The 23,086-nt window shown below is 35.8% G+C and carries 24 protein-coding genes and 1 pseudogene; 2 read left to right on the top strand and 23 right to left on the bottom strand.

Annotation, left to right across the window (positions count from 1 at the left end):
• Positions 1-121: 121 nt before the first annotated feature.
• The 7 genes and pseudogenes from KUA55_RS04510 to KUA55_RS04480 all read right to left on the bottom strand — a co-directional run.
• Positions 122-877 (bottom strand): annotated as a pseudogene (locus KUA55_RS04510) (DUF6681 family protein); the annotation flags it as partial.
• Positions 874-1,278 carry a hypothetical protein gene (locus KUA55_RS04505; RefSeq protein WP_218324989.1) on the bottom strand — a complete coding sequence of 135 codons (405 nt, stop codon included), beginning with the start codon at positions 1,276-1,278 and terminating at the stop codon, positions 874-876. The gene KUA55_RS04505 and the pseudogene KUA55_RS04510, both read right to left, overlap by 4 nt.
• 186 nt (positions 1,279-1,464) lie before the next feature.
• Positions 1,465-1,614 (bottom strand): 50S ribosomal protein L33, encoded by a 150-nt coding sequence (gene rpmG, locus KUA55_RS04500; protein ID WP_010759508.1) that lies wholly within the window; start codon positions 1,612-1,614, stop codon positions 1,465-1,467.
• A gap of 120 nt (positions 1,615-1,734) precedes the next feature.
• Positions 1,735-2,211: a glutathione peroxidase gene (locus KUA55_RS04495; protein ID WP_218324988.1), complete on the bottom strand. Its 477-nt coding sequence runs from the start codon at positions 2,209-2,211 to the stop codon at positions 1,735-1,737.
• Between the two features lie 25 nt (positions 2,212-2,236).
• Positions 2,237-4,393: a peptidoglycan D,D-transpeptidase FtsI family protein gene (locus KUA55_RS04490; protein ID WP_218324987.1), complete on the bottom strand. Its 2,157-nt coding sequence runs from the start codon at positions 4,391-4,393 to the stop codon at positions 2,237-2,239.
• Positions 4,394-4,732: 339 nt separating this feature from the next.
• A complete protein-coding gene (thrS, locus tag KUA55_RS04485) occupies positions 4,733-6,670 on the bottom strand; it encodes a threonine--tRNA ligase (protein WP_218324986.1) in 1,938 nt (645 codons plus the stop codon).
• A gap of 305 nt (positions 6,671-6,975) precedes the next feature.
• The gene (locus KUA55_RS04480) at positions 6,976-7,155 is read right to left on the bottom strand and encodes a 2-hydroxymuconate tautomerase (RefSeq protein ID WP_218324985.1); all 180 of its coding nucleotides are present in this window, start codon (positions 7,153-7,155) and stop codon (positions 6,976-6,978) included.
• A 140-nt stretch (positions 7,156-7,295) separates the two neighbouring features.
• On the opposite strand from KUA55_RS04480, the gene KUA55_RS04475 reads away from it, so the two are divergent.
• The gene (locus KUA55_RS04475; RefSeq protein ID WP_218324984.1) at positions 7,296-7,838 is read left to right on the top strand and encodes a hypothetical protein; all 543 of its coding nucleotides are present in this window, start codon (positions 7,296-7,298) and stop codon (positions 7,836-7,838) included.
• Positions 7,839-7,930: 92 nt separating this feature from the next.
• Entirely contained in the window at positions 7,931-10,210 is a 2,280-nt protein-coding gene (gene helD / locus KUA55_RS04470) for an RNA polymerase recycling motor HelD (protein ID WP_218324983.1), read from the top strand.
• A 36-nt stretch (positions 10,211-10,246) separates the two neighbouring features.
• Here the strand turns inward: helD and KUA55_RS04465 are convergent, their stop codons facing one another.
• The 16 genes from KUA55_RS04465 to KUA55_RS04390 all read right to left on the bottom strand — a co-directional run bounded on the left by KUA55_RS04465 (position 10,247) and on the right by KUA55_RS04390 (position 23,081).
• A complete protein-coding gene (locus KUA55_RS04465) occupies positions 10,247-10,963 on the bottom strand; it encodes a YebC/PmpR family DNA-binding transcriptional regulator (protein WP_218324982.1) in 717 nt (238 codons plus the stop codon).
• A 72-nt stretch (positions 10,964-11,035) separates the two neighbouring features.
• Entirely contained in the window at positions 11,036-12,175 is a 1,140-nt protein-coding gene (locus tag KUA55_RS04460; RefSeq protein ID WP_218324981.1) for a nucleotidyltransferase, read from the bottom strand.
• 34 nt (positions 12,176-12,209) lie between these two features.
• Positions 12,210-12,938 carry a class I SAM-dependent DNA methyltransferase gene (locus KUA55_RS04455; RefSeq protein WP_218324980.1) on the bottom strand — a complete coding sequence of 243 codons (729 nt, stop codon included), beginning with the start codon at positions 12,936-12,938 and terminating at the stop codon, positions 12,210-12,212.
• Positions 12,938-13,276: a ribosome silencing factor gene (gene rsfS, locus KUA55_RS04450; RefSeq protein ID WP_218324979.1), complete on the bottom strand. Its 339-nt coding sequence runs from the start codon at positions 13,274-13,276 to the stop codon at positions 12,938-12,940. The genes KUA55_RS04455 and rsfS overlap by 1 nt, the downstream gene beginning before the upstream one ends.
• Before the next feature lie 27 nt (positions 13,277-13,303).
• Positions 13,304-13,900 (bottom strand): bis(5'-nucleosyl)-tetraphosphatase (symmetrical) YqeK, encoded by a 597-nt coding sequence (yqeK, locus tag KUA55_RS04445; RefSeq protein WP_218324978.1) that lies wholly within the window; start codon positions 13,898-13,900, stop codon positions 13,304-13,306.
• Entirely contained in the window at positions 13,890-14,486 is a 597-nt protein-coding gene (locus KUA55_RS04440) for a nicotinate-nucleotide adenylyltransferase (RefSeq protein ID WP_218325441.1), read from the bottom strand. The genes yqeK and KUA55_RS04440 overlap by 11 nt, the downstream gene beginning before the upstream one ends.
• A gap of 59 nt (positions 14,487-14,545) precedes the next feature.
• A complete protein-coding gene (gene yhbY, locus KUA55_RS04435) occupies positions 14,546-14,857 on the bottom strand; it encodes a ribosome assembly RNA-binding protein YhbY (RefSeq protein WP_218324977.1) in 312 nt (103 codons plus the stop codon).
• Positions 14,858-14,870: 13 nt separating this feature from the next.
• Positions 14,871-15,980 carry a ribosome biogenesis GTPase YqeH gene (gene yqeH, locus KUA55_RS04430; protein WP_218324976.1) on the bottom strand — a complete coding sequence of 370 codons (1,110 nt, stop codon included), beginning with the start codon at positions 15,978-15,980 and terminating at the stop codon, positions 14,871-14,873.
• Positions 15,981-16,505 (bottom strand): YqeG family HAD IIIA-type phosphatase, encoded by a 525-nt coding sequence (locus tag KUA55_RS04425; RefSeq protein WP_218324975.1) that lies wholly within the window; start codon positions 16,503-16,505, stop codon positions 15,981-15,983. It abuts the gene before it with no gap.
• A gap of 130 nt (positions 16,506-16,635) precedes the next feature.
• Positions 16,636-17,370, bottom strand: coding sequence for an amino acid ABC transporter ATP-binding protein (locus KUA55_RS04420; RefSeq protein WP_281419004.1), 735 nt, complete (start codon positions 17,368-17,370; stop codon positions 16,636-16,638).
• A 10-nt stretch (positions 17,371-17,380) separates the two neighbouring features.
• Positions 17,381-18,070, bottom strand: coding sequence for an amino acid ABC transporter permease (locus KUA55_RS04415; protein WP_218324974.1), 690 nt, complete (start codon positions 18,068-18,070; stop codon positions 17,381-17,383).
• Between the two features lie 11 nt (positions 18,071-18,081).
• Entirely contained in the window at positions 18,082-18,927 is an 846-nt protein-coding gene (locus tag KUA55_RS04410; protein WP_218324973.1) for a transporter substrate-binding domain-containing protein, read from the bottom strand.
• A gap of 157 nt (positions 18,928-19,084) precedes the next feature.
• Entirely contained in the window at positions 19,085-19,906 is an 822-nt protein-coding gene (locus tag KUA55_RS04405; protein WP_218324972.1) for a transporter substrate-binding domain-containing protein, read from the bottom strand.
• Positions 19,907-20,048: 142 nt separating this feature from the next.
• Positions 20,049-20,834 carry an acetyl-CoA carboxylase carboxyl transferase subunit alpha gene (locus tag KUA55_RS04400; RefSeq protein ID WP_218324971.1) on the bottom strand — a complete coding sequence of 262 codons (786 nt, stop codon included), beginning with the start codon at positions 20,832-20,834 and terminating at the stop codon, positions 20,049-20,051.
• Complete coding sequence (gene accD, locus KUA55_RS04395; RefSeq protein WP_218324970.1) at positions 20,827-21,705, bottom strand: acetyl-CoA carboxylase, carboxyltransferase subunit beta; 879 nt, start codon at positions 21,703-21,705, stop codon at positions 20,827-20,829. The genes KUA55_RS04400 and accD overlap by 8 nt, the downstream gene beginning before the upstream one ends.
• 11 nt (positions 21,706-21,716) lie before the next feature.
• Positions 21,717-23,081, bottom strand: coding sequence for an acetyl-CoA carboxylase biotin carboxylase subunit (locus KUA55_RS04390; RefSeq protein ID WP_218324969.1), 1,365 nt, complete (start codon positions 23,079-23,081; stop codon positions 21,717-21,719).
• Positions 23,082-23,086 lie beyond the last annotated feature (5 nt).

Here is a 23,086-nt window from a genome sequence, read left to right as displayed (position 1 = left end):
CAAGGACGGCCCTCGGCATTTATTTCTGACGCCGACTACGCCGGAAATTATTTTCTGTAGAAGAAGTTGATGAAAAATCCGTCTCTTCATTTGAGCTATTCTCAATTGAATTCGTGTCCGCTTCATGGCGACTGCGGCGACCACTGCGAGTAGCACCACTTTTTTCTTCTAATTTATTTTCGTCTTTTGCCATCAGTTTCAAACGATAAGGTTCGTGGTAAGTAATTCCTCCTTTAGAAAAATCACCACCAACAATGAATAACCCAACGGTTGCCAGAGGTTCTTCTTGATGAATACGACCAATTTCAGATAGACTTTGATAATTTTGACCAATCTGCAAAGAGTATTCTGACTCACTTAATTTCTTTACATAGTAATATGGATACAGCGTATTTTCATCAATCAAGAAGCCTTCCCGTTTAGCTAAATCATTGGTTTTTATTTCTCCAGAAACAATCATTGTCTGAATATTAGCAGCTAAGGTTAGTTGATAATCATCATGGTAGTCAACTGAAACTTCTTTGGCATTTTTAAACATTTTAGCCGTTGTTCGTTTCTTTTCTTCACTTTGAATATTAAAGGCATCATCTGGCAAAACTTTAACAAAAAGTTGCGTGATATCAAACTTGAGGTTTTTATTAAGAAAATAATAAAAGAAATTCAAGACAAAGAAGTAAACAAAGATTAAAAATACTAAGGCATACAAGAAAAATTGAACATAGCGGCCATTATTCCACAAGCCATAAATAATCCGTAAAATGTAGACAGTAGGTATAATACTCAAAATCGTATAGCCTCGATTTAAATATTTAGGACTGATATCCAAATAACCTAAAAACTTATTGATTCCATTAATGATATCTAAGAGAAAGGTCATTCGTTGCCACCTGCTTCCGGTGTCACAGCATTTTCATTTGTCGCCGATGATGAAGGAGTTGTGTCATCTTGTTGGATAGATGAACTGCTAGACGAACCATAACCATCATCATTGGTTTGCGAGCTACTCGAATCATAATTATTATAATTATTGCTATCTTCTGTTGATAGGGAACTAGAAGAACTGCCAGAAGAATTTTGTGAGCTAGTTGAACTATCAGTTGAAATACTACTTTGAGATTCACTTGTCACAGAACTATTGCTTTGACTAGTTGTTTCCGTTGAACTATTTCCAGAATTACTGCGATAACTGGAACTATTGACAACTCCTGTTGCTGTAGCAATTAAAGTTGATAACGTCAATAAAGCGATTGGTTTTAAAATTGGTGGGACATTACGCACGTGATCATTCCTCTCTATTCATTTGTCGCAATAGAAATTTTTTAGTTTGATTTTAAAAATCATTTGTTAAAAGTTTAGCAAAAAATATTGATGATACCAAGAACTATTCATGAGTCTTTGAAATTATTTAACACAAAAAAGCTGAAATCCTCAATAATTGAGAATCCCAGCTCGACTTTTAAAAAATTATTTTACTTCACGGTGCAAAGTAACTTTGCGTTCACGTGGGCAATATTTTTTCTTTTCCAAACGGTCAGGATTGTTACGTTTGTTTTTATTTGTTAAGTAGTTACGTTCTTTACAAGAAGTACATTCTAAAGTGATGTTTACGCGCATGATTTTCCCTCCCTCACAACAAAATTTACTAAGATATCTCTCAGACTATGACATCATAGCATTTTTTTTGTTGCTTGACTAGTGTTTTGAGAAAATTTGTTAAGTAATTCTACTTGACGTTTAAGCCAACAATTTTTCAATATCTAACGCAATTTTTTCCGGCTCTGTTTGTGAACTATAGCGTTTTACTACATTTCCTTGACGATCTACTAGAAACTTAGTGAAATTCCATTTGATTGCATTGTTAAGTAAACCACCTTGCGTTTCCTTCATGTATTTATAAAGCGGTGATTGATTTTCACCGTTCACATCAATTTTAGCAAAGGTTTCAAAAGTGGTATTATAATTCAATTGACAAAATTCAACAATTTCTTCATTCGAACCTGGCGCTTGATGACCAAATTGGTTACAAGGAAAATCCAATACTTCAAAACCTGATTTTTGATAAGTATCATAAAGTTTTTGCAGACCCTCATATTGTGGTGTAAAACCACAACCAGTTGCTGTATTAACAATCAATAAAACCTTGCCCTCGTAATCAGCCAAACTTTTTTGACTACCGTCGACTTCTTTTACTTGAAAATCATAAACTGACATTGTTTTTCCTCCTTAGGGGATTCACTTATTGTGTTGCGCCAAATTGTGCGGCATAAGCATCAATAATTTCTCTTCCAATTGTTTGGGCTGTTGAATCGTGAGACGATGTAAGTTGTGGAATAACAACACTTAAAGAAACCGTCGGATTATCTGATGGTGCATAAGCAACTAAATTGCTATTAATTGTATTGATCACTTCACCATTTACCGTAACTGAAGTTTCTGCTGTCCCAGTTTTAGCTGACATATCTAACGCCGCTGTTCGCAATGAGGTTCCTGTTGTATTCGGATCGCTGCCGTGAACCACTTGGTAAAATCCTTGACGAATTATTGCCATTTGCTCAGCAGAAATATTGACATTATTCAATGCTTCTCCAGTAATTTCTTTTTCCAAATCACCTAAACCACCGTCACTTGAATTGTCATAAATTCCTGAAACCAAGTGAGGAGAAATCCGTGTGCCACCATTCGCGACAGTTGCTGCATATTGCGCCAATTGCAACGCACTATAAGTATCATACTGACCGAAAGAAAGGTCAAGCAAGTTACCTCCACCAGGTCCAGTGCTTTCGCCAAAGTTTTGTCTCACAATCCCAGTGTCTTCACTTGGTAAATCAATCCCAGTTTTAACACCTAAACCATATTCGGCAAATGAATTCCTTAATTTATCGTAAGCAGCTTTAGTACTAGCTATTTGCGGCAAGGTCATATTGTAGGAATATTCAACACCTAACATTCTCAACACCAGTTTCATCATATAGGCATTTGATGACCATTCTAAAGCTTTGACTGTGTTTGTGGAGATTTGATTACCAATTGATGTCCGATTGTAAATGGAGCCTTTGATCGCCGTACCTGCAAGCTTAATTGGTTCATCGATTAAAGTATCATTTCCAGTAATGACACCTTGTTCATAACCAGCAGTTACGGTTGCCCCTTTTACCACAGAGCCTGGTTCAAAAAAGTCGTTGACTGTTCCTAAAGCATATTCATCTAAATCACTGCTTCCAGCTTTATGAGAATAGCCAACCATTGATAATATATCGCCATTGTTTGGATCGGTCACAACCACATAAACTCCCGGTGAATATTGTGCATCGCCATTACTAATCAACGTTTGATAATTCCGCTCAACAATTTCTTCTACTTTTTGTTGAAAAGTGCTATTAATTGTTAATTTCAAATTATTTCCTTTGCTACCTGAATTAATTTCTTCAGTAGACTTAACGTTGCCTTGTTTATCTAAATTTACTTTAGTTTTACTTTTCTTTCCTTGAAGTTCACTTTCATATTCTTTCTCAAGATAGCTTTGTCCAACTCGATCATTTAGAGAATAACCTTTTTTCAAATACTCATCCACTTCATCAGCGGGTAAACCTTCCTTTTCAGTGGAAACAGTTCCCAAAATGCTTCTTAGCGAACTATCTAAATTACTACTGTAAGAACGAGACCAATCCCAACCGGTTGAGACACCGTTTAAGCTTGAAGCATTCTCAGAAATAACAGCTAATTCTTCGTCAGTAACTCCTTCATTTTTCACAAAAACCGTATTCAAGGCAGTCGCTGCATTCATATTTGTAAAGATTGTCGCTGCTTTTAATTCTTCTTCATTAAAATCAATTTGTTCATCAGTCACATTCTTAACCATCTCGCTGTATTGGTCAGAAGTACTTTGAACTTTTTGTCGGTTGGTTAAATTGTTTTGCGCCTCTTCTAAATGCTCGGGATCTGCTAAATAGTAATCTTTTTTATCTCGACTTGTTAAGTCTTCATTAACTGGCATATCAATTAATTCATTTAAGCGATTCGCTAATTGATAAATATCGGCAGCTTCGGTGTTGTTTCCACGAGTATAGATAATAGCAGCATTGGATTGATTGCTTACTAAAGCATTTCCTTCAGCATCATAAATCATTCCTCGCGGCGTACTGCCAGTTACCGTGACCGAGGTTGATGCATCTAATTCTTTGGTTAAAGCTTCTTTTTGATCAATTTGCAAATAAGCCAAGCGTCCAACTAAAATAGCAAACAATGTGAAAATAACAAAAAACAAAAAGTTTAACCGAAATGGTACATGGCTCGTCTTTGATTTCCCTCGATGTTTACGTTCGGCATCAGCCAATTTTCGGGTTAATTTTATAAAAGGACTAAAAATTTTTTTTAGTAGATTTGATAACTTCATATGTACATTCCTTCCAGTTTACATTACTTTCATATTGTAGCTGAAATTTGATTTTTTAAAAAGGATTAGTCTGCTTATCTTTTTATAAGTTTAATCTTTAGGTCTTATAATATTCACAAATGTTTCACATTCATTTTAAAAAAGGCAATCGTTTTTTTACCAAAACCGAAATATCAGTTTTTTTACCAGATAAAATTATTGTTGAGCGTGAAACATTTTTTACTGTTTTTTTTTGTGGAAAAGTCACTATCTTTAAAATCCATTGAAATAAAGTCTTCTAAAAAAGATTTCCACAAAAAAAAGGTACTCTTCATTTATCAAAGAGTACCTTGGTTCACTTTAGCCACGGCTAAAGTTTTTAATATCTGCATTAATCGCTTCAACAAAAAGATTTAATGCTTGAACTTCTTGTTCTTCTTGACCATAGCGACGGACATTCACACTAGCACTTTCTACTTCTTTATCCCCAACAACTAAAATGTAAGGAATTTTTTGCGTTTGTGCTTGACGAATCTTGTAGCCCATTTTCTCATTTCTTTCATCGACTTCCACACGCACACCTTCACGTACCAAGCGATCTTTAACTTCATAGGCATATTCACCATGATGTTCAGGAGAGACTGGGATAATTACCACTTGTTCTGGAGCCAACCAAGTTGGGAAAGCGCCTTTGTATTGTTCAATCAAGTAAGCTGTAAAGCGTTCCATCGTTGAAACAACTGAACGGTGGACAACGACTGGACGATGGTTCTTTCCGTCTTCACCAACATATTCCAATTCAAATCGTTCTGGTAATAAGAAGTCAAATTGAATCGTTGATAATGTTTCTTCTGTACCCAAAGCTGTTTGTACTTGCACATCCAATTTAGGACCATAGAAAGCTGCTTCACCATCTGCTTCAAAATAAGGGAATCCTGATTCATCCATTACTTCTTTTAACAGACGTTGAGAAGTTTCCCACATTTCATCATCATCAAAATATTTTTCTGTATTTGATGGATCACGATAGCTTAAGCGGAAACGATAATCTTCAAAACCGAAATCTTCATATACTGCTAAAACTAAATCTAAAGTACGGCGGAATTCATCTTTAATTTGATCTGGACGAACAAAGATGTGGGCATCATTCATCGTCATTTCACGTACCCTTTGCAAACCTGATAATGCACCAGATTTTTCGTAGCGGTGATCCATTCCTAATTCGGCTAAACGAATTGGTAATTCACGATAAGAATGCACGTGATTTTTATAAATCATCATGTGATGTGGACAGTTCATTGGACGCAAGACAAGACTTTCGCCGTCTCCCATATCCATAATTGGGAACATGTCTTCTTTATAATGATCCCAGTGTCCAGAAGTTTTATACAATTCTGTATCGGCTAAAACAGGCGTGTATACATGTTCATAGCCCATTGAGATTTCTTTATCTACAATGTAACGTTCGATGGTACGACGGATTGTTGCACCTTTTGGTAACCAGAATGGTAACCCTGAACCAACTTCTGGTGAAACCATAAATAAATCCAATTCTTTCCCTAATTTACGGTGATCACGTTCTTTAGCTTCTTCTCGCATTTTTAAGAAATGCTCTAAGTCTGCTTTATTGAAGAAAGCTGTACCGTAAACCCGTTGCATCATTTTATTATCAGAATTTCCGCGCCAATATGCACCTGCGACTGATAATAATTTAAAGACTTTGATTTTACCAGTTGATGGTACATGCGGTCCACGACATAAGTCTGTAAATTCTCCTTGAGTATAAGCAGTAATTACATCGTCTTCTGGTAAATCATTGATTAATTCAACTTTATAAGGGTCATAGCTAAAGAAATCTAGCGCCTCTTGACGGCTCATTACTTTGCGTTCAATTGGTAAGTTTTCTTTGACAATTTTTGCCATTTCTTTTTCGATTGCTGGGAAATCTTCTTCAGAAACCTGAACTTCACCATTGTCGGTATCATAATAAAAACCGGTATCGATAAACGGTCCGACACCAAAATGAATATTTGGATACAGACGGCGCATAGCTTGAGCCATTAAATGCGCTGAAGAGTGACGTAATAAATCTAACGCTTCTTCATCTTGATCAGTAATTAATTTAATTGATGCATCTTGATCGATTGGTCGATTTAAGTCCTCTAATTGATCATTTACTACAATTGCTAATGCTTTTTTTGCTAATGATTTAGAAATACTATCTGCAATCTCTAAGCCGGTAATCCCATCCTTGAATTCATTGACTGATCCATCTGGAAATGAAATCTTAACTGTCATTAAAAAATTCCTCCTTAATATTTGATGATATAAAAAAAGTCCTAGTGTCTGCATGACACTAGGACGAATCAACGTGGTTCCACCTAATCTTTGAGCCGAAGCTCCTCTAAGCGATAACGGTGCTGTATCCGCCCTTGCATTTAACAAAGGTCAAGAAAGTGGTCATCTCAAGTTTTGTTGGAAAATTCTCAGCCTAGCTTTTCCTCTCTTTAAAACAAATAACAAGATCTGTTGTCTTTCATATCAATCAATTTATGTAACATTATAAACATGTCTTCAAAAAAAATGCAAGTATTAATTGATACTTATTTTTTCCATTCTCCTGCTTGTGCTAATCGATCTTTAGCCAATTCAGTAATAATAACATGCACTGCTTCTTTTGGTGCGCCAACATTTTTTGAAATTGCTTCAGTTACATCTTCCATCATCTTGGTTAATTGTTCTTGCGTGCGACCTTCGACTAATTCAATGTGTACAAATGGCATACAAATCTCCCCTTTTAAATTAATAATTTCATTTTAACACTCGTTATCTTTTAAGGAAATAAGGTTTCAGTCTTTTCTTCAATCATTTTTCTGCTGGAGATGATAAGCTAAAATTAACTTATTTCGAGAGGATGTTTTAAATGAAACAAATCAATACTGGTATTTATTTTGAAAAGAGTTTACAAATGGTCATGTCTGCATACTTAAAAGCACTGAATACACACTTAGAAAAAGAAGGACAATCAGCTGTCGATCAACAAACCTTTACAAATAAAATAGTGAAACGTTTTTTATATGGCAACGAGATTTATCAAACGACCTTTGACCAACTATTTGAAAAGGCCGAAACCTTAAATGAACTTGGAGAAACTTTATTACAAATTGTTTATCAAGAGGTGCCACTAAAATCTCTTTTAAATCAAAAATATTGCTGCCAAGAACTGGTATTGGATGTTGACTTATACAAGGACCTAACAAAAGCTAGTACTTTCATTTACAGTGAGAATGAAGGTGCGCGAATAACTTTAGTTAACCAATTATTCAAAACTTGGTTTATTAAAAAAACATCCGTTACATCAGCTACTTTCTTACAAAATAAAACCCAAATTTCGGAAATAGTTTTTGATGAACAAGCTTTTCAAGATGGTTATTTAGTTTTAGATAGCTACTTTGCTAAAAGATAATTCTATCAAGAGAAAACCATTTAGGTTTTCTCTTTTTTATTTTGCTTGAGATGTGCTATACTTGATAGCCGTTAGCACAAGGGGGACATGAGATGCAAGCAAGAGAATTAGAGAAACAACATCTATTAAATACCTTAGAGATTATTGATCAAGAAGATCAAATTTTAAAAAAAAGAACTGCTAAAAGTAAACAGACATTTGATGCTTCCATGATGGAAAACGCTGGTCAAAGAGTTCAGTCTGGTTCCTTTGAAGCGTTAGCTGATTCCATGGCTGACAACCGCCAACACGAACAAGAACTATTGGTTCGCTATCAAACACTGGCTGCCTTAGAAAAACGCCAAAAAGTTTTACAATTAATGAGTGGGAATCCTTATTTCGCCCGCATAGATTTTCAAGAAGATGCTGGAAAAGAGACCCTTTATTTAGGTATCGCCTCTTTAAGAGATCGCCAAGAGGAGACTATCGTCATTGACTGGCGTGCACCAATCGCTAACCTTTATTATGAAGGAGAATTAGGTGACACTAGTTATGAAAGTTATGATGCAGTCATCCCAGTCGAATTAATCTTAAAACGACAATTTAAAATTCGCGACGGTGAAATTCTATCAATGGTGGATACTTCGGAAGCCATCAACGATGATTTCTTACTTGAAATTTTAGATGAAGCTTCTTCCAATCACATGAAAAACATTGTTGCTACTATTCAAAAAGCCCAAAATGAAATTATCCGTGACAACCGCAGCAAAGTTTTGGTTGTGGAAGGAATTGCTGGTAGCGGAAAAACTTCTGCCTTATTACAACGAGTGGCCTATTTACTTTATAGTAACCGTAAGTGGTTAGAAAATGATCAAGTCTTATTGTTTTCACCGAACCATATCTTTTCAGAGTATGTGTCGACTGTCCTGCCTTCTTTAGGAGAAAGTGGCATTCCAACTGAGACCTTTAAAACATTTTTAACTAAACTATTACCAAATTATGCCATCCATACAGAAGAGAGTCATGAAGAAGTCTTTTTATCGGGACAAGATGATCGTATTTTACGAGCAAAAAGTAGTTTAATGATTGTTACTGCTTTAGAAAAATATACGCAACAGATTACTGATCTAGGGCCACTCTTTAGAGACTTAAAAATTGGCGAGCAAACGTTAATCTCAAAAAAACAAATTCGCTCATGGTACCAAGAAACCAATCCTGCTTTACCAATGTATCAACGAATGCAATTGTTACAAACAAAACTACTTAAAAAAATCGGTGGTTTTGTTAAAGACGAAATGAAAAAAGATTGGGCCAAAGAAGCTGCTGAAGACCTAATTCAAGAAGCTTTTGTTAACAATCCCAATATGGAAGACTCTGAAAAGGCTGAGAGACGATTACGACGTCAAATGCTACAAAAAGTTGTGAACCGTCGTTTCAAAGGCATTCGTCGAAAAATTAACCGCTACACCTTTGTAAATTACGCGAAACAGTATTTACATTTCTTACAGAATATACCAAATAACCTTTTGTCCCATTACCAATTAAGTCGATCCGATTGGCAAATGATGCTAAAGGAATTGATTCAAGATTTTAAAAATAAAGACATTAGTTTAGAAGATGGTAATTTGCTTTTCCTTCTAATGAAAGCTATCTATCCTTTGGAAGTAAATCAAAAAGCCCGCTTCATCTTTATTGATGAAATGCAAGATTTTTCACCTGCGCAAGTAGCCGTTTTAAAATATTTATATCCTAATGCAACCTACACTTTATGCGGTGATTTAAATCAAAAAGTATTTGGTAATGAAAGCATGGTCCAATCTTTAGCAGAAATATTTAGTGATCAAACGATTCGGCATTTTGAATTGACTACTAGTTACCGTTCGACTGAAGAAATTACCAATTTTGCCAATCAATTTTTGACTCAAGAAAATCGTGTAAAGCTGACAGCACGAGCAGGTGATCTACCTAAAATGTACTTTTCACTTAAAAAAAATGAGATGATTGCCCGGATTGCCCAAGAATTAACTGATACGGTCGAAGTAGCCAAATATTGGCGTACTGCTATCATCGCCAAAACTGCTGAAGAATGTCAGGACTTATATGATTCTTTAAGTGATGCGCAAAAAGAAAATGTTCAGCTGCTAACTGACGAAGAAGATTTTATGAAGAAATCTCTGATTATTATTCCAACTTATTTAGCGAAAGGGTTAGAATTTGATCGAGTCTTTGCTTGGAATGTTTCACCAGATAATTATCAAACAGAGCAAGATAATTTGATTTTATATACTGTCTGTACCCGAGCGATGCATGAATTAAATTTATTAGTTGTAGGACAAAAAAGTCCATTATTAGAGGAAATTCCAGAAGGTTTATTTGAAGTAAAAAGTGTATAAAAAAAGGAATGAGCTTAAAAACTCATTCCTTTTTGCTTAGTCTAGTTCTACGTTGTGGTAAATTTGTTGAACATCTTCTAATTCATCTAAGACATCAATCATTTTTTCGAATTTTTCTAAATCATCACCAGTTAAAATAACTTCGGATTGAGGAATCATTTGCATTTCAGCAATTGAAAATTCTTCAATTCCTTTTTCTTTTAAAGCCGTTTGGATACTGTTAAAATCTTCAGGCTCTCCGTAAACAATAATTTGACCATCTTCAGCGACAACATCTCTGACATCAATCTCTTGATCCATTAAATATTCAAGAATTTCATCAGCATCTTCGCCAGCAAAACCGAACAATGCTGTGTTGTCAAACATATAAGAAACAGCGCCAGAAACACCCATGTTCCCGCCATTTTTACCAAAAGCCGCCCGCACATCTGCAGCTGTTCGATTGACATTATTTGTCAATGCATCGACTACTACCATTGAACCATTGGGACCGAATCCTTCATAACGTAGTTCTTGATATGTTTCATCACCAGAGCCTTTAGCTTTTTCAATTGCACGATCAATAATATGTTTTGGCACATTATATGTTTTTGCTCTTTCGATAACAAAACGTAATTTTTGATTAGCATGGGGATCAGGATCACCTGATTTTGCTGCTGCATATATTTCAATTCCAAATTTTGCATATACTCGGCTATTATTGGCATCCTTAGCCGTTTTTTTTGCTACGATATTGGCCCATTTGCGTCCCATATTTTCACTTCACTTTCGTTAATTTCATACTCATCTATTATAACGACTGACGCTTTTTTTGCATAGTCTTTTTTATACTTGCAACGGAAAACGCCCTAGATTTTGTTCTACTGGATGAAGCATCTGATAAATTTGATCACTTCGATAAGTTAACAAATGATTGGCTTGCTCCTGCTTACCTATTTTAGCTGCCATCGGCAAAGTAAAATCTTTTTTATGCTGATTGAGATATTTTTTTCCTGCGTCTGTAAAGCCTAAAATATGTAGCAGTGAATTTTCTTGTTCATAGGCAATCTCAGCTGGTTTTACTTGCAATAAAGTATAGACTAATAAACGCTGAAGTCGTGCTTTCGTATATCTCTTGGTTTGAATTCCAGCTAAATAATCAGAAAAATCTGGTCGCAATTGATTCAACAAACGAAATTCAACGCCTTCATTCATCTGATAAAGCATTTTTAGCTCCTTTGGTGTGCTGACTTTTAACTGATAATAAAGGTATGGCCAAAAATCAGACCAGCTAAGATGATAATCAAATAATTTTTTTTCAGTTAGTTCCGGTACAAAATTTGAAAAATCGTTTCCTAAGTTAACTGCTTGCCGGATTCCAGTTGCCGAAGCAAAACTCTGCACCATCAATTGATTATCATGATAGCCCTGTCCTTGTCGCTTTAAAGGGAATAATGTCATTGGTTTTGCATACTTTGCATTTTCCTTCGCATAGCTTAACGCCAATATATGATTCGGTGGAAATTCAGCCAGTTTTGGTAAAAAATGTCGAACTGTTTGAGCCATTTTTTCAGGGTAACTTAAATCAATTGGTAAGCTCTTAAAATAATTGTCAATTTCAACTTGATGTTGATTAAAAAAATCGCCATAACTTTGGTAATCAAAGTCATTTTCCTCATCCGTTCCAAAACAAAGTGCTTCACACTGCAGGGATTGCAGCATTTTAACACTGCCTCTTGCAAAATAGTCAGCTGATTGAACTGCCCATGAAAAAGGTAATTCCACAACCAAATCGACGCCATTTCTTAGCGCCACTTCTGCTCTATCCCACTTATCTAAGATAGCAGGTTCTCCTCGTTGTAAAAAATTCCCACTCATGACTGCGATGATTATCTCAGCACCAGATAATTTTCGCGCCATTTTTGCATGATACGCATGCCCATAATGAAATGGATTATATTCTACAATAATGCCACAACTTTTCAAATTCTCACCTCACAAAAAAGAGCCGACTAAAAGTCTAGCTCTTATGACAAACAAAAAACCATCGTTGACTATTTTCTTTAGGATTCTCATCTTCAAAGTCTGCAAAAACTTCAAAACTAAAGCCCACTTCTGCTAACATTACTTGATAGGTATTCAAAGAATAAGTTCTTTCTTGATGTAACTCATCAAAGCGTTCAAACAGTTCACCTTTTTTTACAAAAAAAGTTAAAAAATGTTCGATACTATGAGGTTCCTCTCCGGGATAGCTATCCCATAAAAAGGCAAACTCCTCGGTTTGATCATGAAAACTATATTCTGGGAAGACTTGATCAATTTGATAAGTGGAATGTACATCAAAAATAAAAGTGCCATCTTTTTCTAATAAATCAAATACCCCTTGGAATACTTTTACTACATCCTCAGCATTTTTCATATAGCATAAAGAATCAGAATAACAAGTCACTGCTTGATAAGTACCAATATCTTTTAAATCCAACATATCACCTTGAATCCATTGAATCGCTAGATCTGCTTCGATGCCTCGTTGGCTGGCAATTGTCAACATCTCTTCAGACAAATCTAAACCGGTCACTTGATAACCTTCTTCAGCAAATTTCACCGCTAAATCTCCGGTACCGCAAGCCAGTTCTAAGATGTTCTCTTGTCCCTTGGTTAAATGACGTTTAGTAAAGGCCAACCATTGATCATATAAAGTTTCATCCATAATTTCATCATAGACAAAAGCAAAAGTTTCATACGCCATTAATCTAACCAGTTAGAAATATTCACTAATGGTGCATCTGACCAAAGTTTTTCTAAATTATAGAATTCTCTTTCGGTTGGGCTGAAAACATGAACGATTAAATCGCCTAAGTCGATTAAGACCCATTTCCCGCCATCTTTACCTTCAATTCGTTTAACTGTAGCGCCGTTTTCTTCCTCTTTATCGACAATTTCTTCCACTATTGCGTTAATTTGACGATCTGAATTCGCTTGGCAAATCATAAAATAATCCGCTAATAAAGAAACTTCTCTTACATCCAAAGCAACGATATCAACAGCTCTTTTTGAATCGGCTGCTTTTACTGCTGTTTCTAACATTTGTTTACTATCTATGGTGATTCCCTCCTATTTTTGACCGGCAACAAAACGGTTATAAGTTTCTAACGTTTTAGGATAGACCGGGTTTTCATTTTCGATTAAATGACTTAATGTGTGTTTTGTCTCAAAGGCGACTGCTTGATCTAAATCCATCAATGCAATACGCCGTGCTTCTTCTACTCCAGGAAAATCTCTTCCAGGTTCAATATAATCAGCCAAATAAATAATTTTAGCTAAATCAGTCATGTTGGCAGCACCTGTAGTGTGAAGTCGAATGGCTTCTAAAATGTCGACATCATGAACTTTTAATTCCCGCTCAACAAAATCTGCACCAACCAATCCGTGCCAAATGGCATTTCCAAATTTTTTTAACATAGCTTGATCAGGGTAGTTTTGGCGTTCAATTTCTAATAAAAATTCTTCATCGCTACGTTCTTTAGCATAGTCATGAGTCAGTGCTGCGATACTAGCTTTTTCAGTTGAAACACCGTATTTTTCCGCCAATAAAATAGCCATTTCTTCCACACCCAAAACATGCTTGAAGCGTTTTTCACTCATTCGCATTTGTACTTGCTGCATCAAAGCTTCGCGATCCATTGCTGAATAATTTTTGCTATAATTCATCTAAATACAATCCTTCTTCCGCAATATATTCTCTGACTTTTTCTGGCACTAAATATCGAATAGAACAACCTTGCTTGACTTGTTGTCTAATATAACTGGAAGACAGCTGAATCTGAGGAACATCTACCCAAATGATTGGATAATTACTTTCTTGCGGATAACCTGGGCGGCTAACACCTACAAAATGAACCATTTGAACCAGTTCATCAATTTTATACCATTTAGGCAAATAAGCTACTTCATCGCCACCAATGATAAAATAATAATCTGCTTCTGGATCTTCAGCAATTAATTCTTTCATCGTGTCATATGTATAACTTTTTCCTTGACGTCGCAATTCTCTTTGATCAATCACTAAATTAGGATTGTCTTCCGTTGCTAATTCTACCATTTTTAATCGATGTTGGCTGGCAATTGCTTTTTTCTCATCTACATGAGGAGGAAGATACGACGGAATTAAATGAACCTCATCAAATCCCAGCTTTTGACCTACTTGATCGGCCACCATTAAATGCGCGGTATGAATCGGATTAAAAGTCCCACCCATTAAACCGATTTGTCTTTTTTTGCCATTCACTTTCGTCATTGGAACAACTTCAGGAAAAGTAACTACATTCGTTTGAAACACAATAATGCCTCCTGTGATTAAATAGTTTTTACTTCACGAGAAATTTTTTGATATTTTTCTTTGTTGGAAGGTTTAAATAAAACCAATACCCGACCAATAATTTGAACAACTTCACAATGAATTTTAGCTTCAAGAACTGTCGCTACATCTTCAGCCACTTCATCAGTATTTTGTAGCAAACTGATTTTTATTAATTCACGTTTTTCCAATGCTTCTGCTATTTGTACCAATACTTCTTCATTTAGACCATTTTTTCCGATTTGAAAGATCGGATTCAAATGGTGCGCTTGGCTTCTTAAAAACCGTTTTTGTTTTCCTCTTAATTCCATGAATAAACTCCTTTTAAATTAATGCTTTGCGAGTCAATACGTCGACTCCTCTAGGTGCCCAACCAGCAACTACTGCTGGTTTTAAAACAGTTACCCAACCTAATCCAGCAAATACAATATCGGTTTTTTCCTTAATCGAAAATTCAAAACGAACCAATTCAGGAAATTCAGCGACTTCATCTGGTCGAGGCGGTTGTAATAATACTCCCACATGTTTTGCATAAAATTCAGTCGCTTTTTCTAATTTAGTACGATGCGGCGTAATATCATTTGATACATAAGCAATGAAAGAGGCTTTCTCTCCACTAACAAAATCGAACCGTGCTAAACCACCTAAGAATAATGTTTGACCAGCATTTAATTGATACACTTTCGGTTTAATTTCTTTATGCGGGGCAATAATTTTCAAATCTTTTTTGCCTAAATAATGCGCCATTTGATGTCGATGAATAATTCCTGGCGTATCAATTAAGAAATGACCATCGTCTAAAGGTATTTCAATCTTGTCTAATGTAGTTCCAGGGAATTGTGATGTGGTAATTAAATCTTGTACACCAGCACTTTGCTTAATAATTTGATTAATCAAAGTTGATTTACCCACATTGGTAACTCCCACAACATAGACATCTCTGCCTTTGCGATATTCTTCGATTTTTGCTAGTAAATTTTCCATTTCGTGAGGTTTTCTAGCACTTGTCAATAAAACTTCTTCAGGGCGCAAACCTTCTTCATGGGCACGCTCTTTCATCCATTGAATCAAATGATTTTTTTTCAATGATTTAGGTAAAATATCAACTTTATTCCCTACCAATAAAACTGGATTGTCGCCAACAAATCGATGCAATCCTGGAATCAAGGAGCCATTAAAATCAAAAATATCCACGACATTAACAATCAAAGCATCTGTTTTACCTAATTCATTTAACAAACGTAAAAAATCATCATCCGTTAAATGAACATCTTGAATTTCATTATAATGACGTAATCTAAAACAACGCTGGCAATAAACATCACCACTAGCCAACCCCTTTTCTAAAGCTGATTGAGGTGTATAACCTAGTTGATTGGGATGTTCTGTCTGAATCTTTGCACCACAACCAATACAATAAATTTCTTCTTCCATTTATATTTCACGCTTCCATTTCATATCTGGATTCTTTTTTAACAAATGTTTCATAATAAAACGTTCAAAAAAACGATTCACTTGCGTATTCCAAGCATCACTATCCACAATTGGACGCACTAAAATACTACGAATACCTGCAGCATTTGATCCGCGAACATCAGTCATAATTTGATCACCAATCATGACAATCTCAGATTTTTCTAAACCTAATTTTTTGCGGGCTTCATTGATTCCATTGGCAAAAGGCTTCATCGCTCGAGAAACAAAGTCTAATTCAAAACTTGCTAAGGCTTTTTTTACCCGACTAGCATTATTATTCGACACCACGACAACTGGAATATCAGCCTCAGCCATCACTTGCAACCAGTCTAATAATTCTTTCGTCCCATTCGGATTATTCCAGGCAATCAAAGTATTGTCTAAATCTGTTAAAACGGCTTTTATGCCTCTTGCTTTCAATTGTTGGGGAGTAATTTGGTATATTGCTTCAACCATCCAGGTTGGTTTATATTTTTCGAACATAGCAACTCCTATATTTCTTCATTTTTCATATCTACAAATCTTGATTATAACTTAAATCCTTTGAAAACTCCACAATCGTGGCAATAAAATAAGAAGAACTCTGTTAAAAGAGTCCTTCTTAATAAAAATTCTATAAAACTTTAGACAAGAAATCAATGGTTCTGGAATTTTTGGTTTGATCAAAAACTTCTTGCGGTGTTCCTTCTTCTACAATAACACCTTCATCCATGAAAATAATCCGGTCTCCAACTTCTTTGGCAAAACCCATTTCATGAGTTACGATAACCATCGTCATACCTTCTTTAGCCAATTGCTGCATCACGGCTAAAACATCACCAACCATCTCAGGATCTAATGCAGATGTTGGCTCATCAAACAGCATCACATCTGGTTGCATTGCCAAAGCTCTAGCAATCGCAATCCGCTGTTGTTGTCCTCCAGATAATGACTGAGGGTATGCATCTGCCTTGTCAGACAAACCAACTTTTACCAAAAGTTCTTTAGCAATTTTTTCAGCAGCATCTTTAGACATTTTTTTTACCCGAATCGGTGACAAGGTAATATTATCTAAAACAGTCATATTAGGGAATAAATTGAATTGTTGAAACACCATTCCCATCTTTTCCCGTGTTTTAAAAATATCATTTTTCTTATCAGTAATGTCGGTACCTTCAAATCTAATTGTGCCAGATGTTGGTATTTCTAATAGATTGATACATCTTAGAAAAGTACTTTTACCAGAACCAGAAGGTCCAATGATAACCAATACTTCTCCTGGTGTGACTTCAGTCGAAATATCTTTTAGTACTTCATTATCACCAAATTTTTTATTTAAATGTTCTACTTGAACCAATGCTTCACTCATAATTGTTCTCCTATCTTTGATATCCGCGACCTAAACGTTTTTCCCATAAAGCTAGCAAACGGGAAGTCACAAAGGTCATTACAAAATAAATACCTGCTGCAACTACGTAAGGTTCTAACGGAATATAAGAATTTGAAATAACAATTTGAGCTGCACCCATTAATTCGTTAATCCCAATCGTTGTCAGCAAAGAAGAATCTTTTATTAAAGTCACAAATTCATTTCCTAATGGTGGTAGGATATTTCTTAATGCCTGTGGCAAAATCACATAACGCATCGTTTGCGCTGGTCTTAAACCTAGTGAATAGGCTGCTTCTGATTGACCATAATTCACGGCAATAATACCGCCACGAATAATTTCAGCCACATAGGCACCTGAGTTTAAAGATAAAACCAACATACCTGGAATCAAGCGACCTAAATCAACGGTTAACACACCTACTGATAGATCTCTTGAAGGAAATAACCCTTGTAAGACTAAGAAACCAATCATGATTTGCAGCAACATTGGTGTCCCACGAAAAATCTCAATATAAATATTAGCTAGCCAATTTAAAGGTTTTGTTTTTGCTAATTTCATTAAAGCCATCACAAGACCAATCAATGTCCCTAAAACCACAGTACACATTGATAAGACAATTGTAATACTGGCTCCTGAAAGAAAGTAACCTAAATACTGATGTAAAAACGAAAAATCCAATGACCTAACCTCTATTCTTCTGTTGATTCAGCGACTTGATTGTTCGCTTTTACGTATTCATCAATTTTTCCTTCGCTGATTAATTTCGCAATAATTTTATTTAACTCATCTTTTAATTCAGTGCTACCTTTTGGTAAAGCGATTGAAAAGGCATTGTCATCATCTGTTTTTAATTCTACGTTGGCAATCATTAAATCAGAATTTTGTTCAACATAAGATTCAGCAATGGTTTGTTCAACTACCATACCATCTAAAGATCCTTGATTTAATTCAACGATCATGCTTGGTACTTTATCGATAGAAACTAATTTGGCGCCAGATAATTGATCTTTCACAATATCTTCTTGGGTTGAGCCTTTTTGTGCGCCAACTTGTTTTCCGTCAAAAGCTGCAATACTGTTTAAAGTATCTTGATTTTTCTTGTTGATAATAATTACTTGTGGTGGATTGTAGTAGTTATCTGTAAAGTCAAACTGTTTTTGTCTTTCAGCAGTTGCCGAAATCCCTGAAACAGCGATATCTGCTTTTCCTTCTTTGACAGAAGCTAAAACTGTATTAAAGCTCATATCTGAAACTTGGGTTTTTACACCAAGTTCATCAGCAATTGCATTAACCATATCAATATCTGCTCCAACGATTTGGTCCTTGCCGTCAACCATTGTATGGAACTCAAAAGGTGCGAAGTCTGCTGAAGTTGCTACTTTTAAAACACCCGCTTTTTTAATAGAATCTAATGTTACTTCACTTGATGTGTTGTTGCTTCCTGAACTATCTGTGCCACTATCGTTGCTGCTGCCACAAGCAGCTAGTGTTACTAATGCCAATAAACCAATGGCGATGCCGGTAATTTTTTTCATCCTAATTCCTCCTAAAAATTTAAAGCTTCTTTTTTTCAATGCACTTATTATAGCATGAAAATTTCAAAAGAAAAGCATTAAGTTGTATAATTATTGAATTATTCTCACTAATTACTGAATAATATCTATTATATTCAGCTTTAAATGTATATTTATTTTATTCGTTCGTTGCCTTTTTTGCTAATTCTTGCGCTTTTGCTACCATTTCATCCACTTGCCCATCATCTTGTAATTCTTTAATGGATTTATTTAATTCCTTTACTAAATCTTCATTTCCTTTAGGTACAGCAATCGAAAAGGAATCTTCTTTCATGCTTTCTAAAGCAATATCGGCAATCATCAAATCAGGATTTTGATCCACATATGATTGTGCAACTGTCTTTTCTGTAACTAGACCGTCCAATGAACCATTCTTTAATTCCACAAAAATATTTGGTAATTTTTCAATTGCCACTAATGTGGATCCAGTTAACTGTTCTTTCACAACGTTTTCTTGAATTGTCCCTTTTTGTGCACCAACTTGTTTTCCTTCAAAACTATCTGTGCCAGTATATTTATCTGCATCAGCTTTTCTAATGACTACTGCTTGTGGAGAAGTATAATAAGTATCTGTGAAGTCGAAACTCTTTTCCCGCTCGTCAGTGACTGAAATTGCTGAAATTGCCACATCTGCTTTTCCTTCTTTAGTAGCTGCTAGTACATTATTAAAACTCATATCCAGCCATTTAACTTTAACATCCATTTTTTTAGCTATTGCTTCCATCAAGTCAATGTCTGCACCCACAATTTCATCTTTCCCGTCAATCTCAGTGTGGAAGCCAAATGGTGCATAGTCAGGTGACGTAGCTACTTTGATGACACCATCTTCTTTAATTTGTGATAATTGATCGCCGTCGCCACCACTTTCACCACTTGAGCCACATGCTGCTAAACCAAAAATACTTAATCCCATAAATAAAATCGCTAAACTTTTTTTCATCTTACTTCCTCCATTATTATCCTTCATTTTTTAAGATAAAAAGATTATAGCATAAAATTTCACAAAATGTAGATAAAATTGAATAATTATTTATTTTAATCTCTAATATGCGTATAAAAAAACAGTCTCGATAAAGAGACTGTTAGAATTTACGAAATTTTTCATAACGTCTTTCTAGTAAAGTACTGATAGAAAGTTGCGTTAATTCTGTTAGTTTTTCAATCAAAGCTTTTTGAATCATTCGAGAAATTTTCTCTTCAGCTAATCTTTCACCTTTAAAGGTTTCAGGAATAACTTTATCGATGACACCTAACTCTAAAAGCTCTGGAGCTGTGATTTTCATTAACTCAGCAGCCTCATCCGCTCGTTTGCCATCCTTCCAAAGAATAGATGCAAACCCTTCTGGGGAAAGGACGGCATAAATGCTGTGTTCCATCATCCAAACTTCATCGGCCAATGCCAAAGCTAATGCGCCACCGCTACCGCCTTCACCAAATACCAATGAAATAATTGGCACTTTTAAATCAGCCATTGATAATAAGTTGGCCGCAATCGCTTCCCCTTCTCCTCTTTCTTCCGCTTCAACACCGCAAAATGCGCCAGGTGTATTCACAAAACAGAGAACAGGTCGTTTAAACTTTTCAGCCTGTTGCATCAAGCGTAATGCTTTTCGATACCCTTCAGGACTAGGTTGACCAAAATTTCGGGCCATATTTTCATTTAGATTTTTTCCTTTTTGAACGCCAATTACTGTGACTGGTTTCCCAGCTAAGTAAGCGACACCACCGACTATTGCCGGATCATCTCCAAAGCGACGATCTCCATGAAATTCTTCAAAATCAGTAAAAATTTGGTCAAATAATTCTAGACTGGTAATGCGATCCTGATGACGAGCTAATTTAACAATTTCGCCTGCAGATTTACTCATTTTGGCACCAACTTTCCTGTTGATGAAGTTCTAATAAGCTTTTTAAGCGAGACTTCAATTCAGTTCGTGGGACAATTTGATCAATAAAACCATGGGCCAATAAAAATTCAGCTTTTTGAAAATCATCTGGTAATTTCTGTCGAATCGTTTGTTCGATTACCCGCCGTCCAGCAAAACCAATTTGACTTTGAGGCTCTGCTAAAATAATGTCGCCATCCATTGCAAAACTTGCTGTTACACCACCGGTAGTCGGATCAGTCAAGACTGTGATATATAACAAACCAGTATTACTATGGCGTTTAACTGCTGCACTGATTTTAGCCATCTGCATTAAAGAAAAAATACCTTCTTGCATCCGCGCGCCGCCTGAAGCTGTAAATAAAACGACAGCTAATTTTTCTTTGGTGGCCCGCTCAAATAGACGGGTAATTTTTTCTCCAACAACAGTCCCCATGCTACCCATAATAAAATTAGTATCCATTACACCAATAGCAAAAGCTGTGCCTTCGATTGTTGCTTTCCCAGTCAAAACAGCTTCATCTAAACCTGTTTTTTTCTTAGTCTCAGCAATTTTTTCGGGATAATCTGGGAAATCAATCGGATTCTTTTCAATAATTCCAGTATCCCATTCTTCTAAACTTTTTTCATCAATGGTTAACGCCAAACGTTCCCAGGCACTAATGCGAAAATTATAGCCACAATGAGGACAAACTTTTTCAGCACCGATTTCCTTTGTATACAATGTTCGTTTACAACTAGGACATTTTGCCCACATATTGTCTGGTACAGCCGGTTTTGCAATCTCTTGGCTATTGGTATAGCGATTAGGATTAATTCGAATATAATTTTTCTTCTTATTAAATAAACCCACTTAACTGCCTCCTACTCGCTTTCTTGCCACTCCGGTAAAAATTTATTTTGTAAAAAACTTGTATCATAGTCTCCCGCAAGAACGTTGGGGTGACTAATTAAGTCCATTTGAAAATCAACATTGGTAATAACACCTTCCGAAACAAATTCTCCCAGTGCCCGTTGCATTTTCATTAATGCTTCAAAACGATTTTCCCCATGGACAATTACTTTTGCAATCATTGAATCATAAAATGGAGGAATTGTCACCCCACTATACATCGCTGAATCTACTCGTAAACCTAAACCACCACTTGGCAATAATAAAGTCTTTATTGTTCCTGGTGATGGCGCAAAGTTAAAAGCAGGATTTTCCGCATTGATCCGGCATTCAATCGCATGTCCACTGAAAGTAACTTCTGCTTGTTGAATTTCTAAAGGTTCACCACTGGAAATTTTAATTTGCTCTTTAACAATATCAATTCCCGTAATCATTTCTGTAATTGGATGCTCGACTTGGATTCGCGTATTCATTTCCATGAAATAAAACTGCCCATCCATATCTCTTAAAAATTCAATGGTTCCCGCACTCTCATAATTTACAGCTTCCCCAGCTCTAACAGCAATCCCGCCGATTTCATCACGGGTTTTTTGGTCTAATACAATTGAAGGCGCTTCTTCTAAAACCTTTTGATTATTTCGCTGTAAAGAACAATCACGTTCTCCTAAATGAATAACATGACCAAAAGAATCACCTAATATCTGAACTTCAATATGACGGGCAGGAAAAATAATTTTTTCCAAATACATCGAGTCGTCACCAAAAGCCGCTTTTGCTTCGGCTTTAGCAGCCATAAACAACTTTTCTAGCTCATCTTTAGTTTGAACTTTTCGAATACCTTTACCGCCGCCACCAGCAGCAGCTTTTAACATCACAGGATAGCCGATTTCATCAGCAATTTTTTCTGCTTCTGCCAAGGTTGAGATTGCTCCGTCACTTCCAGGAATAACTGGCACTTTTGCTGCTTGCATCAATTGACGGGCATGTATTTTATTTCCCATCGCGTCAATTGTTTTTTCCGATGGACCAATAAATTTAATATTACATTCATGACACATAGTTGCAAACAAACTATTTTCTGATAAAAAACCAAAGCCTGGATGAATCGCTTCAGCGTTTGTCACAATAGCAGCACTTAAGATACTTTGCATATTTAAATAGGAGTCAGTCGATCGCGCTGGACCAATACAAATAGCTTCATCAGCCATTTCTGTATGCAACGCTTCTCGATCTGCTTCAGAATAAACTGCGACTGTTTGAATTCCTAGTTCACGACAAGCGCGAATAATACGAACCGCAATTTCGCCACGGTTAGCAATTAAAATTTTTGAAAACATAGACA

The organism is Enterococcus alishanensis (assembly GCF_019218635.1).
GTDB classification, from domain to species: Bacteria; Bacillota; Bacilli; order Lactobacillales; family Enterococcaceae; genus Enterococcus_A; species Enterococcus_A alishanensis.
Note: the sequence above shows the minus strand (reverse complement) of the source record. Positions and strands in the feature narration are given on the sequence as shown.